Source organism: Sabulicella rubraurantiaca (genome assembly GCF_017355885.1).
In the GTDB taxonomy this organism is placed as follows: Bacteria; Pseudomonadota; Alphaproteobacteria; order Acetobacterales; family Acetobacteraceae; genus Roseococcus; species Roseococcus rubraurantiacus.
Map to the genome: position 1 here is coordinate 202,860 of NZ_JAFEUU010000002.1, position 14,789 is coordinate 217,648.

The following is a 14,789-nucleotide window of genomic DNA, read 5'->3' on the forward strand; positions in this document are numbered from 1 at the left end:
GGAACGTCCTTGCTCACCCTCCTCGAACCCGAATCCCTGTATCCCGATACCGCGCTGGAGCAGCGCATCCTCGGCGACACGATCCGCATCCTCCAGGGCAACGCGAAGAAGTCGCTGCTGGAACTGCCGCAGGAGCTCTGCGACCAGGCGGATGCGCTGATGACGCTGCGCATGGCCGTGCCGAAGGAGGCGCTGGACCGCTTCCCCAAGCTGCGCGTCGTGCTGCGCATGGGCGTCGGCTATGACCGGGTGGACCGCGCCGAATGCGCGCGGCGCGGCATCACCGTCTGCAACATCCCCGACTACGGGACCGAGGAGGTGGCGGACACCGCCATCGCCATGACCGTCGCGCTGCGGCGCGGCCTGCCGCTCTATCACGACGCGATGCGCGCCGATCCGCCCTGCCCCTGGGGCGTCATCCGCTCGCCCATCGTGCGGCGTTTCCGCGGCCAGGGCTTCGGCGTGCTGGGCCTGGGGCGGATCGGCACGGCGGCGGCGCTGCGGGCCAAGGCGCTGGGCTTCCGCGTCTCCTTCTTCGACCCGTATCTGCCCAACGGCGCCGACCGCGCCCTGGGCATCACGCGGATGGAGAGCCTGGAGGCACTGATGCGCGAATCCGACGTGCTCTCCATCCATTGCCCGCTGACGCGCGACACGCGCGGCCTCGTTGGCGCTGCGGCACTCGCGGCGCTGCCGGAGGACGCGGTGGTGGTGAACACGGCGCGCGGCCCCATTCTCGACCTCGACGCGCTGGAGGCCGGGCTGCGTTCCGGCCGCATTGCCGGGGCTGGGCTGGACGTGCTGCCGGTGGAGCCGCCCGTGCCAGAGCCCGCCCTGCTCCAAGCCTATCGCGCCCAGGAGGAATGGCTGCGGGGTCGGCTGATGATCCTGCCGCACATCGCCTTCCACAGCCCCGAGGCCTGGGGCGACATCCGTCTGAAGGCGGCGGAGACGATGCGCGACATCCTGGTGCGCGGCCTCCGCACCAACGTCATCCCGCCAGGATCCGACTGAGCGGGGCGGAGAGACCGACGCTCGGCGCCGGCTGCATCGGCGCCGTGCCGCGCTGGGCGTCGGGCAGCTGCGCCAGCGTTTCCTCCAGGCAATCCAGCACCGGCACCGGAAGGAGGGGCCGCAGGCGCGGCGCCAGCCCGACCAGCCCGGCGCCTCCCAGCACTACGCAGCCCGCCCCCGCCGCCACCTCTTCCCTTGCCACCTCGGCCAGCAGGGCGAGGGCGCGTTCCGGCTCGCGGGCGATCATGTCGCCGGTGGGGGGCACGGCGGCGACGCGTACCCGGTCTGGCCCGTGGCCGCGCAGGAGGGCGAATTCCCGCAGCATCGGCACCCAGGCCTCTCCGCCCGTCAGCAGCGAGACGGTCGGGGCATGGCGCAGCGCGGCGATAATGGACGCATCCGCCAGCCCCAGCACCGGGATGGGCAGCGCCTCGCGTGCCGCTTCCAGCCCCGGATCGCCGAAGCAGGCGATGATCGCCGCGTCGAAGCCTTCCGGATTGTCGCGCGCCACGCGTTCCGCCAGCGCGTCCAGCACCGCATGGGCGGCGATCGCGGCGGCGGCGCGGGTGGCGATGTAGCGCGCCCCGAAGCGTGCCGTCGCCGGCACCACCTCATGCGGGCACAGGGCGCGGGCCGCTTCGGCCAGGCGCTCGGTGATGGCGGGGTCGGTGTTGCCGTTGAGGAGGAGAAGCTTCATCGGCGGGCAGTGATGCCGTCTCCTTGGGCAAAGGCAAGGCCCGGGACGGCAAAGGGGCGGGGCGGAAATGCTTGCGCCGCCCCGCCGTCCCATTTCCAATCGGCGCCGTCATCAGGGAGACAACAAATGCGCCTGCGCCACGCGCTCCTCGCGGCCTTGCTGCCGGCGGCACTGCTTGCCGCGCAGCCGGCGGCCGCCCAAGGCACCATCCGCATCGGCATGACGGCGGCAGACATCCCGCTGACCCATGGCCAGCCCGACCAGGGTTTCGAGGGCAACCGCTTCACCGGCATCCCCCTCTATGACGGGCTGACCGCCTGGGATCTGTCGAGCGCCGACCGTGCCTCCACCCTCATCGCCGGGCTGGCGACGGAATGGGCGGTGGACCCGAATGACCGCACGCGCTGGGTGTTCCGCCTGCGGCCGGGCGTGAAGTTCCACGACGGCAGCGACTTCAACGCGGATGCCGTGGTGTGGAACGTCCGCAAGGTGCTGGACCGCGAGGCGCCGCATTTCGACCCGCGTCAGGTGGGCGTGACGGCCAGCCGCATGCCGACGCTGCGCCGCGCCGAGAAGATCGACGACATGACGGTGGCGCTCTTCACCAGCGAGCCGGACTCCCTGCTGCCGATCAACCTGACCAACCTGTTCATGGCCAGCCCAGCGCATTGGGAGCGGCTGCGCGGGCAGCATCCGAATGCCGAGGCGACCTGGAACGCCTTCGCCGCGAATCCCTCCGGCACCGGCCCCTTCCGCCTCACGCGCTTCGTCCCGCGCGAGCGTGCGGAGATGACGCGCAACGACAATTACTGGGGCGAGAAGGCGCGCGCTGAGCGCATCGTGCTGCTGCCCATCCCCGAGGCCAATGCGCGCACCGCCGCGCTGCTCTCCAACCAGGTGGACTGGATCGAGGCCCCAGCGCCCGACGCGGTGCAGCAGCTTCGTTCGCGCAACATGCAGATCGCGACGAACCCGCAGCCGCATGTCTGGCCCTGGCAGCCCTGCTTCCTCGAAACTTCGCCGCTGCGTGACGTGCGGGTGCGGCGCGCCATCAACCTCGCCATCGACCGCGACGGGCTGCGGCAGCTCCTCAACGGCATGATGCAGCCTGCCGTCGGCACGGTGCCGCCGGGCCACCCGTGGTGGGGCAACCCCTCCTTCAACATCCGCACCGACAAGGCCGAGGCGCGGCGCCTGCTGGCCGAGGCCGGCTACACTCCGCAGCGGCCGCTGACGCTGCGCGTGCAAATCAGCGCCTCCGGCTCCGGCCAGATGCAGCCCTTGCCGATGAACGAGTTCCTTCAGCAGGATCTCCGGCAGGTCGGCGTGAACGTCGAGTTCGACGTGATCGAGTGGAACGCGCTCTTCACCAACTGGCGCAACGGGTGCGGCCATCCCTCGGCGCGCGGCGCGCATGCCATCAACGTCTCCTTCGCCTCCATGGACCCGTTCTTCGCCATGGTGCGGTTCTGGGACAGCAAGATGGCGGCGCCGACCTCCAACAATTGGGGCATGTTCAACGACCCTCGCTTCGACCGTCTGGTTGCCGAGGCGCGCAACGCCTTCGAGCCGGCCGAGCGCGACGCCGCCCTGGCGCGGCTGCACGCCGCCGGGGTGGAGGAAGCGCTGTTCATCTGGATCGCGCATGACGTGGGACCCCGCGCCATGAGCCCGCGCGTGCGCGGCCACGTCCAGCCGCGAAGCTGGTTCGTGGATCTGCGGCTGCCGTATATTCAGTGATCCCCGCGAAACCGCTTCGCAGTTTCGTGGGGGCCCCGTTCGGGCGCCATCTCCTGAACGGTTCCGCATCCTCCCTCGGCCAAGCCGAGGGAGGGCCTCGTAGGGGGCCAGTTTCCAAGGCGCGCCGACCTTCCACCGGCGGGCCGAGTATCAAGGCGGGATGACCGGCTGATGTTCCTTTATCTCGTGAAGCGGACGATCTACGCGGTCCCCATCGCCCTGGCGGTGGGGTTCGTGTGCTTCATGCTGGTGCAGATCGCCCCCGGCGACCCGATCAACGCCATCGTGCCGCCCGACGCCTCGCAGGAATTGCTGGAGCAGGTGCGGCGCGACTACGGGCTCGACAAGCCTCTGCCGGTGCAGTTCGGGCTGTGGCTGATGAAGGTGGTGCAGGGCGATCTCGGCCGGTCGCTCGCCACCGGGCGGCCAGTCTGGGACGATCTGTCCTCCGCCATCGGCAACACGCTGACCCTGGCCGTCGCCGCGTCACTGATCGGCTTTGTGCTGGGCTGCGTGCTCGGCGGGCTGGCCGGTACTTTCCGCGGCTCGGTCCTCGACCGCGTGGCGGTGACGACGGCGGTGGCTGGCGTCTCCGTGCCGCATTACTGGCTGGGCATGGTGCTGGTGGTGATCTTCTCCGTCCAGCTCAACATGCTGCCCGCCATGGGCGCCGGGCCAGGCGGATCCTCCGACTGGGCGTGGGACTGGGAGCACCTGCAACACCTCGTCCTGCCCGCCGTGACGCTCTCCGTCATCCCCATGGGCATCGTGACCCGCACGGTGCGCGGCATCGTGGCGGAGATCATGAACCAGGAATTCGTCACCGCCCTGCGCGGCAAGGGGCTGACGCGCATGGCGATCTTCCTCCACGTCGTGAAGAATGCCGCGCCGAACGCCCTCGCGGTCATGGGCCTCCAGCTTGGCTACCTGATGGGCGGTTCCATCCTGGTGGAGACGGTGTTCTCCTGGCCCGGGACCGGGCTCCTGCTCAACAGCGCCATTTTCCAGCGCGACCTGCCGGTGCTCCAGGGCACGATCCTGGTGCTGGCCATGTTCTTCGTGGCGCTGAACCTTTGCGTGGACCTCGTCCAGACCGCCCTCGACCCCAGGATCAAGCGCGCATGAGCACCACGACCGCCGCCGCCGCCGAGCTTGCCGTCCAGGCGAAGGAAGCCGCGCTCCGCTCCGAGGGCTACTGGGCCGGGGTCTGGAAGCGGCTGCGCCGCGACCCGGTGACCATCGTCTGCGCGTCCATCCTGCTGATCATGCTGCTGGTGATCGTCTTCGCGCCCTTCGTCGCGCCGCACGACCCCTACCAGGGCAGCATGATCCGCCGGCTGCGCCCCATCGGCACCGATAACCACCTCCTCGGCACCGACGAGCTCGGGCGCGACATGCTTACCCGCCTCATCTACGGCGGGCGGCTTTCCTGGTTCATGGGCATCGTTCCGGTGTTCCTCGCCTTCCTGATCGGCACGACCCTGGGCGTGCTGGCGGGCTTCGCGGGCGGGCGCGTGAACATGCTGATCATGCGCGTCACCGACGTGTTCTACGCCTTCCCCTCCGTCCTGCTGGCCGTCGCCATCTCCGGTGCGCTGGGGGCGGGCATCGTCAATGCCATCCTGGCGCTGACGCTGGTCTTCGTGCCGCAGATCATCCGCGTGGCGGAGAGCGTGACGACGGGCGTGCGCAACCTGGACTTCGTGGAAGCGGCGCGCGCCTCGGGCGCCTCGGGCTTCACCATCGTGCGCGTGCACGTGCTGGGCAACGTGCTGGGGCCGATCTTCGTCTATGCCACCAGCCTGATCAGCGTGTGCATGATCCTCGCCTCCGGCCTGTCCTTCCTCGGCCTGGGCACGCGCCCGCCGGAGCCGGAATGGGGCCTGATGCTGAACACGCTGCGCACCGCCATCTACGTGCAGCCCTGGGTGGCGGTGCTGCCCGGCGCCTGCATCTTCGTCACCTCCATCTGCTTCAACCTCGTCTCCGATGGACTGCGTCAGGCGATGGATGTGAAAGGCTGACTTTGTCAGCCTTTCACGTCGAGGCGGGGGGCAAGGGGGCGCGCCCTGCGCCCCCCCGCCCGTCACCATAACCCTCCCCTGAACCGCAACCCACAGTAGGCGCGCGGCGTTTCGCCCGGAAACACCCGGGACCGCCATGTCACCCCTATCGCGCCGCGCCCTTCCTGCGCTGCTTTCCGGTCTTTGTCTCGCCCCCATCGCGCCTCGCGCCGCGGCGGCGGATGACGGCGCCCTGGCGCTGCTCGACCGCCTGCGCGAAGGACCGGCCGCCGGGCTAACCCGGGAGGCCCACGCGGCCCTGCTCTTCCCGCGCATCACAAGGAGCGGCTTCACCATCGCCGGCCAGCACGCGGAGGGCACCTGCATCGGACCGGACGGCCCTCTCGGCCGCTTCGGCCTCTCCGCGCCGCCCTTCGCCGTCCTGGGTGAGGAGGACAGCGCAGCGCTAGCCGTGCTGTTCATGACGGAAGGCGCGCTGCAGCCCCTGCTCAACGCGGGGATGTGGCATTTCGGCGCGCCCACCGCCGGGACGGTGCTGGCGCTGCGGGTGACGGACCGGGACATCGCCTCGCTCCCGACCCCAGAAGGCGCGCGCCTGTTCCGCCTGTCCCACCCGCGCCGGGACGTAACCGCCTCCACCTGAGCGACGCAGGCGGAACGCTCCGGCAGCCGGTCAACCTCCCGGCATGGGATGGCGTTGCCAGGGCATTCGGATCTTGTGGAGGCATTGCCATGGCTTGCTTCACCCGACGCCGCCTCGCGGCGCTGTTTCCTGCCGCCGCGCTGGCCGGCGCGGCCCTCGCCCACCCCGCCCAGGCCCAGGGTTCCACACGCGCACAAATCGATGCCGAGGTGCAGGCAGCGCTGCAACGCCTGCGCAGCATGGAGAACGCGGCGCCGCTGTTCCGCCAGGCGCGGGCGGTGCTGGTTTTCCCGCGCATCATCCAGGGCGGCTTCATCGTCGGCGGCCAGTATGGCGAAGGCGCGGCGATCCAGAACGGCCGCACCCAGGGCTACTACAACATCGCCGGCGCCTCCTTTGGCCTGCTGGCGGGGGCGCAATCCGCGGGCCTCGCCATGTTCTTCATGACGAACGAGGCGCTGCAGGCGCTGATGGCCGCGGATGGGTGGGAGATCGGCACCGGCCCCTCCGTCGTGGTGCTGGATCGCGGCGTGCAGGCCAACGTCACCGCCACCACGCTGCGCGAGCCGGTCTATGCCATCACCTTCAACCAGCAGGGGCTGATGGCGGCGCTGGCGATCAACGGCACCAAGATCAGCCGCATCGACCCGCCGGCCTGACCACTCGCCTCCGGCGCATCGGCGCCGGAGCTACAGCCCGAAGGGCTCAGGAGGCACGAAGGCATGATCTTCGTGCCTCGAAATCAGTGCAGACGCGGCGCGACCCAGCGCTGGAAGCCCGGCCTTTCGCCCAGCCGGGCATACCAATCCTCCAGCGCGGGGAAGCGCGGCATGTCCGGCACCCGCACCTCCTCGCCGAACCAGCGCCGCGCGAAGCTGCCCAACACGAGGTCGGCGAGGGTGAAGTGGTCGCCCTCGATGAAGCGCCGCCCCGTGGCGAGGCGCTTGTCCAGGATCGCCCAGCACACCGCGCTGTCCTCCACCGCCTTGCGGATCTGCGCCATGTCGCGCTTCTCCTCCGGCGTGCGCACCATGCCCCAGAACAGGTTGCGCTCGGCGGGGGAGAGGGTGGAAAGCTGCCAGTCGAGCCAGCGATCCACGCTCGCGCGCCGTCCCGGCTCGGCCGGATAGAGGCCGCGCGCATCGCCCCCTGCCAGCAGGCAGAGGTAGCGGCAGATCGTGTTGCTCTCCCAGAGCTCGACCTTGCCATGGCGCAGCGAGGGGATGCGGCCATTCGGGTTCAGGGCGCGGTATTCGGGCGTGTCCACCACCCCGAAGGCCATGCCGGCATCCACGCGCTCATAGGGGATGTCCAGCTCGTCAAAGGTCCAGAGTGCCTTGATGACGTTGATGCTGTTGGCGCGGCCGTAAAGGGTGATCATCGCGTTTCCCGCTTCTCGAAGCGCCAGGGTGCCGCGCTGTCCTCGTTGGCGTCCAGACGCAGACGGTGCTCCAGCGGTGGAAAGGCGCGGGAGCGGCAATCCGGCCGCTCGCAGAGGCGGCAGGACAGACCGATTCCCACCTTCGCGGCCGTGAGGTCCAGCCCGTCGCCATAGGCCACCTCCGCCGCGCGCCCCAGGTCGCAGCCCATGGCGACCACCTGCATCGGCGCCGGCTCGCCCCAGCGCGGCGCGACGCCGTGCATGGCGCGGGCGAAGCACAGGAAGGCCGCGCCATCCTCCAGCTCCGCCACCTGCACACGCACCTGCCCCGGCGAGGCGAAGGCATGGTGCACCACCCATTTCGGGCAGTTGCCGCCAAAGCGCGCGAAGGGAAAGCCGGCGGCGGAGAAGCGCTTGGTCACGTTGCCTGCGGGGTCGAGGCGCAGGAAGAAGAAGGGCACGCCGCGTGCCCCCTCCCGCTGCAGCGTCGCCATGCGGTGCGCCGCCTGCTCGAAGGACACGCCGAAGCGCGCGGCAAGCGCATCCACGTCATGGCGCAGGGTGCGCGCGGATTGCAGGAAGGGCGCATAGGGCATGAGCAGCGCGGCGGCGGCGTAGTTCAGCAGGCCGATGCGAATCAGCGACGCCGCCTCCGCCGTGCTGGGCTCGGCGCCCGCCATCGCGGCCTCCACCGCCTCACGCGCCTCCATCAGCATCAGCTGAAAGGCGAGGCGGAAGCCGCGCCCCTCGCGCGGCAGGGATTCGCTCAGCGTCAGGCGCCGCGTCGCGGGATCGAAGCGGCGATCCGCCTCGGGCATGAATGCCACCTCGACACGCACGCCATGGGTGCGGCGCAGGCGCTCGGCGATGGCGTGGTTCATCTCGGCCGGGGCGGCGCCCATCTCGTGCCCCATCGCCTCGGCGGCTTCCTCGAGTGCGGGGAAGTGGTTGCCGCGCTCGCCGAAGAAGTCGCGCGCCTCCTCCGTCGGCAGCAGGAGGCGGCGGCCGGAAGGAAGGGCGATGCCGCTCGCATCCTCGCGCGCCACGCGCCAGGCGCGGTAGAGCGCCAGCACCCCGCGAGCGGCATTGGGCGCGGCGGCGGCCATGGCGCGGATCTCCTCCTCCGGCAGCGCCTCGATGCCCAGGAGCGGGTCGGACAGCACCTCGCGCAGCCCAGCCTCGATCTGCCGCTCCGCTTGGCCCGACAGGGCGGCGAGGTCCACGCCCAGCGCCTCGGTCAGCTTGAAGAGCACGGATGCGGTGACGGCGCGCTGATCGTGCTCGATGAGGTTCAGGTAGGAGGCGGAGATGCCGAGCCGCACGGCCAGGGCCTGCTGCGTCAGCCCACGCTCGCCGCGCAGACGGCGGATGGTGCGGCCGATCAGGGGCTTCGCCATGGCAGCTCCCATTTACAGGCTTCACGAATTTTCGTGTCGCGCCGTCAAGTCATTCACAGTCTTGCGCCGCTGCATCGAGAATGATCCGGGCTTTTTCGCGTTGCAATGTCAATTCTTCACTCACCGGACCGACCGGCACGCAAGGAGACGGACATGCGCCACGCACCCAAGCCCCACCACGCCCCTGATGGTGGCCACGGCACCCCGCCCGCCGGTCCGGGCTTCGACCCCTCGCGCTTCGATGGCATCCGGCGCGACTACACCCCGGCCGACGTGGCGCGACTCTCCGGCTCCTTCCGCGTGCAGCACACGCTGGCGGAGAACGGGGCGCGCCGCCTGTGGCACCTGCTGAAGACCGAGGATTTCGTGCACACGCTGGGCGCGCTGACCGGAATGCAGGCGCTTCAGCAGGTGAAGGCCGGGCTGAAGGCCATCTACCTGTCGGGCTGGCAGGTGGCGGCCGACGCCAACAGCGCGGCCACCATGTATCCCGACCAGTCGCTCTATCCGGTGGATTCGGTCCCCACCGTGATCCGCCGCATCAACAACGCGCTGCGCCGCGCCGACCAGATCGCGACGCTGGAGCGGCATGACGGTTCGGGCGACGACCGCACCCACTACATGGCACCCATCGTCGCCGATGCCGAGGCCGGGTTCGGCGGCGCGCTGAACGCCTATGAGCTGATGCGCGCGATGATCGAGGCCGGCGCGGCCGGCGTGCATTACGAGGACCAGCTGGCCTCGGAGAAGAAATGCGGCCACTTGGGCGGCAAGGTGCTGGTGCCGATTTCCCAGCACATTCGCACGCTGAACGCCGCGCGCCTCGCCGCCGATGTGGAGGGCACCTCCACCGTGCTGCTGTGCCGCACCGATGCGGAATCGGCGCAGCTCCTCACCAGCGACGTGGATGAGCGCGACCGCCCCTTCCTGTCCGGCGAGCGCACGCCCGAGGGCTTCTTCCGGATCAGCAAGGGCATGGGCAAGCGCTACGCCATCGCGCGCAGCCTCGCCTACGCACCCTATGCCGACCTGCTCTGGTGGGAGACGTCAGACCCCGACCTGCAGGATGCGCGCGACTTCGCCGAGGCGATCCAGCGCGAATTCCCGGGCAAGATGCTGGCCTATAACTGCTCGCCCTCCTTCAACTGGCAAAGGAAGATGGGCGTCGAGGCCGCGACGAAGTTCCAGCGCGAGCTGGGCGCCATGGGCTACAAGTTCCAGTTCGTCACGCTGGCCGGGTTCCACTCGCTGAACCTGTCCATGTTCAACCTCGCCCGCGGGTACGCGGAGCGCGGCATGGGCGCCTATAGCGAGTTGCAGCAGGCCGAGTTCGCCGCCGAAGGCAACGGCTTCACCGCCGTGCGCCACCAGCGTGAGGTCGGGGTGGGGTATTTCGACGCCGTCGCCAATGCGGCCGCGGGCGGTCAGTCCTCCACCACCGCCATGAAGGATTCCACGGAGAAGGCGCAGTTCCACAACGCCTGACCCGACCCAGCGGGGCCGGGCAGGCCGGCCCCGTCACCACAGCCGGAGAACACGACCATGAACCACGAAGATCATGATGACGGGCTGGTGCATCCGCATAGCTGGGCGCGCGGAGCCGCCATGCCCGGCGCGTCGCGTGCGCAGATCGCGACCGCGATGAGTGCCAACCCCACTGCCCAGCCGGAACATGACGAGGGGCTGGTCCATGCCCATGGCTGGGCCTGCTCCGAACGCGGGAAGATGGCGGGCTGAGCCCCGCTCAACCTCCCTCGAGACTCGCGTCGTACAGCGCCCTGGCCAGCGCGAGCAGCCGGGGCGCATCATGCAACTGGTCCACCCAGCGGCGCGGGATGCCGGATAGCCCCCACAGCGCGCCGGCCAGCTGCCCGGTGACGGCGCCCACCGTGTCCGCGTCATCGCCCAGATTCACGGCGCGCAGCACCGCCTCCTCGAAATCCGCGGCGCCGTCGAGCGACCACAGTGCCGCCTCCAGCGTGTGCACCACGTAGCCGGAGGAGGAGATGGACCGTTCCGGCTGCCCGCGCCACTTGCCCGCGGCGATGGCGCGGATGCGCGGCGGCAGGCCCTTGCGGTTGCGGGGCGCCAGCGCATCCGCCCGCCCGGCGATGAGGTCGCAGAGTAGCTCGCAAAGCAGGGTGCAGGCCGCGAGGGTGACGGGGGTGGCGTGGGTGACGCGCGACTGACGTTCCGCTACCTGCTCCGCCCGCATCGGGTCGCGCCAGAAGCGCAGCGCCACGGGGGCGAGGCGCATGATGGAGCCATTGCCTGCCGCATCCGGCGAGGGATCGCCGGCAAAGGGATTGCCGTCGCGCTCGAACCGCGCCAGTGCGGCGCGGGTGGCATTGCCGATGTCGAAGCAGGTGCCGGTGGCGCTGTTCTCGCCCTCGCGCCACCAGCGGCAGAAGCGCTCAATCAGGTCGCGCTCCTCCAGATGAGGATGGGCGAGCAGGCTCTCGGCGAGGCAGATCGCCATGCTGGTGTCGTCGGTCCACTGGCCGGGACTGAGGCGGAAGGGTCCGCCGCCCGTCATCTCCGCCACGGGCGCGAAGGTGCCCCGCGCGCGGAACTCGACCGTGGTGCCGAGGGCATCGCCGACCGCGAGGCCAAGGAAGCAACCCAGTGCCCGGTCGCGGGCGGGATCGTCATGCGCGCTCATTCGGAAGCGTCCGGTGAGACGGCAGCGCCGTGGATCCGTGGCAGCATCGGCGCACGGGTCAGTTGCTCATGCCGGTCGAGCATGTCCCTCCCAGGGCGGAATCGTTGCAGTTCCAACCCTATGCTGGGGGTGCTTAACCGGATGTCAACGACAAAGCCATTTGTTGGAGGGCTCGCGCCCTACCCTGCCACCCCGGAGGACCATTCCGCGATGCGGGCGAGGTGGGCGTAATCGCCCTTGGCGGCGCGCGCCGGATGGGGGCGCGACAGGAAGGGGGCGCTGCCCAGTAGGAAGCGGTCTGCTAGCCCTTCCAGCGAACGCCGCGCCTCCTCCAGCAAGGGTTCCAGCTCCGTGCCCAGGGGGCGCACCTTGCCCGGCTCCAGCGCGCCGGAAAGCTGCCAGTATTCCAGTTCGCGCACCGGGCCGGGTCGGATGCCCTCGAAGGCCCCGGCCTCGGCCAGCAGCCCCTCCAGGGGAAGCTGCGGCTCTGAGCCCTCACGCACCGCCTTCTGCGAAGGGGGTTGTCCGGTCTTGAAATCCACGATTCGAATGGCGCCATCCTTCAGCACATCCAGCCGGTCGGCCCGCGCCTCCAACGCCACGGCGCCAGCCGGGCGGCGCAGGGTGAGCCGCGCCTCCGCCTCCGCATGCGCCTCGGCGAGTCCGGGGCGCAGCGATGCCTCCAGCCCGCGAATGAAGCCGCCGATCCGCTCCAGGCGCGGGCGCCACAGCGCCTCCACCGCGGGGCGCAGATGGGCGCGCTCGATCGCCTCGTCCTGCGCCTGATCCCACAGGCGCCGGGCCGCTGGCTCGCCCGGCCAAGCGGGGGGCAGCGCGTCCAAGAAGCGATGGATCGCGGCATGGACCAGCGTGCCGTAATCGGCCGAGCCCGGCTCCTGCTCCAGCGGCGCCAGCGGGCGCAGGCCGAGGATGCGCTGGGCATAGAAGGCGTAGGGGTCGGCCAGCAGGGTGCGGATGTCGCTGACGGTGACCCGGCTGGGACGCGCCTCGGCGGGGGGCGCGATAGCGGGGCGGGTGCAGGGGCGCGGCGGCTCGGCCGGCCGGTCCAGAGCCTCGGCCCAGGCGGGGGCGGCGGAAAGCGGCACGCCGAGGCCAGCGCGCTGGCCGCGCAGGAAGGTGGAAAGCCGCGTCAGCCAGCGCGCCGGCACGGTGGGGGACCCGCTGCGCCGCGCGGCGCGGGACAGGGTCACCTCGCGCCCGGAGCAGGCGACGGACAGGAAATCCGCCGCGACGCGGCCGATGCGCAGCTCGGGCGGCGGCAGGCCGAAATCGCGCCGCATCGGGCGCGACATCCAGGGGCCAGGATCTGCGGCGAGCGGCCACACCGTCTCGTCCAGCGCGCCCAGCACCACGCAGTCGAAGTCGAGGAGCCGCGCCTCCAGCAGCCCCAGGATCTCCACGTGCGGATGCGCCTGCTCCTTGCGGCCCCGGGACACGCGGGGACAGGCGGTGGTGCCGAGAGAGAGCGCCGCCTCGAACAGGGCGGGCCACTCGGCGGGCTGCACGGGCGGCATCTCCGCCATGGCGGGGCGTAGCAAGGCGAGATGGCGAGCCAACGCCTCGCCCTCCGCATGGGCATAGAGGCGCAGGCCGCCGGGGCGCGACGGCGTGTCGGCGAGGCGCTCCGCCGCCGCCAGATGCTCGTCGAACAGGTCCAGGGCGGGGCGCAGCGGCGCGGTGCGCGGCAGGGAGTGGAAGGGGCCGAGCGCCTCCTGCAACGACGCCACGAGGCGTTCCAGCAGGGCCATCCGGTCGGCATCGGTGCCCTCACCCGCGAAGGCAGCAGCGATGCCAGCGCGCAGCCCGCGGAAGCCCGGCCCCGGCGAGGGGCCGCGCAGCACCGCCACCTCCAGCCGCCGCACCGCCGCGATCCAGTCTGGCCGCTCCCAGCCGCAGGCGGCGAGCGGATGCTTCATCACCGAGAGCAGCGAGACGGGCCCGCATTCCCCGGCGGCGAGATGCGCGACGAGGCGAAGGAAATTGCCGTTGGGCGTGGCGGAGAGGCGCTGCCCGGCGCTGTCCTCCGCCAGGATGCCATGGCGCGGCAATTCGGAGGCGACGCGGCAGGCGAGGTCGCGATCCGGCGTCACCAACGCGGCGCGGGCGCCCGGCCGCTCCAGCGCGCCGCGCAAAGTCAGGGCGATGGCGGCGGCTTCCGCCTGTGCGTCCGGCGCCTCGATCTGATTCATCCCCGCCATGGCCTCGCTCCAGCGGCGCGGGCGGCGGTCCATCCAGGCACGCAGGCCCTCGGCAGGCAGCAGCGCGGAGCCGAGCAGCGCCGGGCGATCAGCGCGCGGTGCCTGATCCGCGGTCCAGTCCTGCGCATCTGCCATCGTTGCGCCCATGCGGCGCAGCATGCGGCGCTGTCCGGCGAAGGGGTGCGTGCAGCTGTCCAGCAAGTGCTCATCCGGCACGCGGGCGGTGGCGGGATCCTCGCCAGCCAGGACCACGAAGCCGCGCGGGAGGCGCGTGGCGACGGTGCGGAGCAGATCGGCGGCAGCGGGAACGGTGCCGCCCAGCCCGATCCCGGCAGCGATCACCGGTGTCTCGGGCGGGTTCTCTTCCCAGGCGGTGCGCTGCGCCTTCAGCGCCAGGACGCGGCGCACGCCGATGTCGAGCAGACCTTCCCCGTCCAGCCAGTCCTGCCATTCGCGCACCACGCCGCGCAGGAAGGTGGTGGTGATCTGCCAATGCGTCGCCAACTTCTCCGGCGCCAGATCCTCCAGCCGCGCGAGCCAGGCATCGGTCAGCCGGGCCGGGTCGTCGGGAATCGGCTCCGCCTCCTCCAGCGCGATCTCATCGAGGAGGCGCGCGAGTTCGCCGGCAAGTTCCCAGGCGTGGCGGGCGGTGGGCGGTCCGCCGGCATGGCGCGGCCAGCGCGCCACGAAGCGCGCCAGCACCGCCTGGCGACGCAGCGCCTCCACCGCCGGCGGCAATTCCAGCAGGGCGGGAAGCTGCAACTCGTCCGCATCCTCCACCGACAGCCCGGCCAGGGCGCGAAGCTGCGGCAGCAGCAGCGCTTCCTTCTCCGAGGCGTCGAGGAAGGCGCGATGCGCCGCACGGGCGGAGCGCTGCGTCGGCAGGAGGATCAGGGCACGCGGCAGCGAATCCGACTCCCCGCCCAGGCGCTGCATCACGCCCCGCGCCAGCGTGGGCAGGAAGGGCAGGCCAAGCGAGATGCGGAACAGGCGCATGTCCCACCCTAACGCA

At 71.0% G+C, this 14,789-nt stretch carries 13 protein-coding genes; 8 read left to right on the top strand and 5 right to left on the bottom strand.

What is annotated here, in order from left to right; all coding sequences use genetic code 11:
• Positions 1-9 precede the first annotated feature (9 nt).
• Positions 10-1,014: a C-terminal binding protein gene (locus tag JTJ31_RS04930; protein ID WP_207537500.1), complete on the top strand. Its 1,005-nt coding sequence runs from the start codon at positions 10-12 to the stop codon at positions 1,012-1,014.
• Here the strand turns inward: JTJ31_RS04930 and JTJ31_RS04935 are convergent.
• Complete coding sequence (locus JTJ31_RS04935; protein WP_207537501.1) at positions 992-1,711, bottom strand: aspartate/glutamate racemase family protein; 720 nt, start codon at positions 1,709-1,711, stop codon at positions 992-994. The genes JTJ31_RS04930 and JTJ31_RS04935 overlap by 23 nt on opposite strands.
• A gap of 126 nt (positions 1,712-1,837) precedes the next feature.
• On the opposite strand from JTJ31_RS04935, the gene JTJ31_RS04940 reads away from it, so the two are divergent.
• The 5 genes from JTJ31_RS04940 to JTJ31_RS04960 all read left to right on the top strand — a co-directional run bounded on the left by JTJ31_RS04940 (position 1,838) and on the right by JTJ31_RS04960 (position 6,777).
• Entirely contained in the window at positions 1,838-3,451 is a 1,614-nt protein-coding gene (locus JTJ31_RS04940) for an ABC transporter substrate-binding protein (protein ID WP_207537502.1), read from the top strand.
• Between the two features lie 171 nt (positions 3,452-3,622).
• Entirely contained in the window at positions 3,623-4,576 is a 954-nt protein-coding gene (locus JTJ31_RS04945) for an ABC transporter permease (protein ID WP_207537503.1), read from the top strand.
• Positions 4,573-5,475, top strand: a complete 903-nt coding sequence (locus tag JTJ31_RS04950; RefSeq protein ID WP_207537504.1) for an ABC transporter permease — start codon at positions 4,573-4,575, stop codon at positions 5,473-5,475. The genes JTJ31_RS04945 and JTJ31_RS04950 overlap by 4 nt, the downstream gene beginning before the upstream one ends.
• Before the next feature lie 136 nt (positions 5,476-5,611).
• Positions 5,612-6,118 (top strand): lipid-binding SYLF domain-containing protein, encoded by a 507-nt coding sequence (locus JTJ31_RS04955; RefSeq protein ID WP_207537505.1) that lies wholly within the window; start codon positions 5,612-5,614, stop codon positions 6,116-6,118.
• Positions 6,119-6,207: 89 nt separating this feature from the next.
• Complete coding sequence (locus tag JTJ31_RS04960) at positions 6,208-6,777, top strand: lipid-binding SYLF domain-containing protein (RefSeq protein WP_207537506.1); 570 nt, start codon at positions 6,208-6,210, stop codon at positions 6,775-6,777.
• An 83-nt stretch (positions 6,778-6,860) separates the two neighbouring features.
• Here JTJ31_RS04960 and JTJ31_RS04965 read toward each other — a convergent pair whose 3' ends face one another.
• Entirely contained in the window at positions 6,861-7,499 is a 639-nt protein-coding gene (locus JTJ31_RS04965) for a glutathione S-transferase family protein (protein WP_207537507.1), read from the bottom strand.
• Positions 7,496-8,896 carry a helix-turn-helix domain-containing protein gene (locus tag JTJ31_RS04970; RefSeq protein ID WP_207537508.1) on the bottom strand — a complete coding sequence of 467 codons (1,401 nt, stop codon included), beginning with the start codon at positions 8,894-8,896 and terminating at the stop codon, positions 7,496-7,498. Before JTJ31_RS04970 ends, JTJ31_RS04965 begins: the two co-directional genes overlap by 4 nt.
• Positions 8,897-9,049: 153 nt before the next feature.
• Between JTJ31_RS04970 and aceA the strand changes: the two genes are divergently transcribed.
• A complete protein-coding gene (gene aceA, locus JTJ31_RS04975; RefSeq protein WP_207537509.1) occupies positions 9,050-10,381 on the top strand; it encodes an isocitrate lyase in 1,332 nt (443 codons plus the stop codon).
• A gap of 57 nt (positions 10,382-10,438) precedes the next feature.
• On the top strand, positions 10,439-10,633 hold the full coding sequence (locus JTJ31_RS04980) for a hypothetical protein (protein ID WP_207537510.1): 195 nt from the start codon (positions 10,439-10,441) through the stop codon (positions 10,631-10,633).
• 7 nt (positions 10,634-10,640) lie between these two features.
• Here the strand turns inward: JTJ31_RS04980 and JTJ31_RS04985 are convergent, their stop codons facing one another.
• Both JTJ31_RS04985 and addB read right to left on the bottom strand, forming a co-directional pair.
• The gene (locus JTJ31_RS04985; protein ID WP_207537511.1) at positions 10,641-11,558 is read right to left on the bottom strand and encodes an ADP-ribosylglycohydrolase family protein; all 918 of its coding nucleotides are present in this window, start codon (positions 11,556-11,558) and stop codon (positions 10,641-10,643) included.
• Between the two features lie 179 nt (positions 11,559-11,737).
• Positions 11,738-14,773 carry a double-strand break repair protein AddB gene (gene addB / locus JTJ31_RS04990; protein WP_207537512.1) on the bottom strand — a complete coding sequence of 1,012 codons (3,036 nt, stop codon included), beginning with the start codon at positions 14,771-14,773 and terminating at the stop codon, positions 11,738-11,740.
• Positions 14,774-14,789 lie beyond the last annotated feature (16 nt).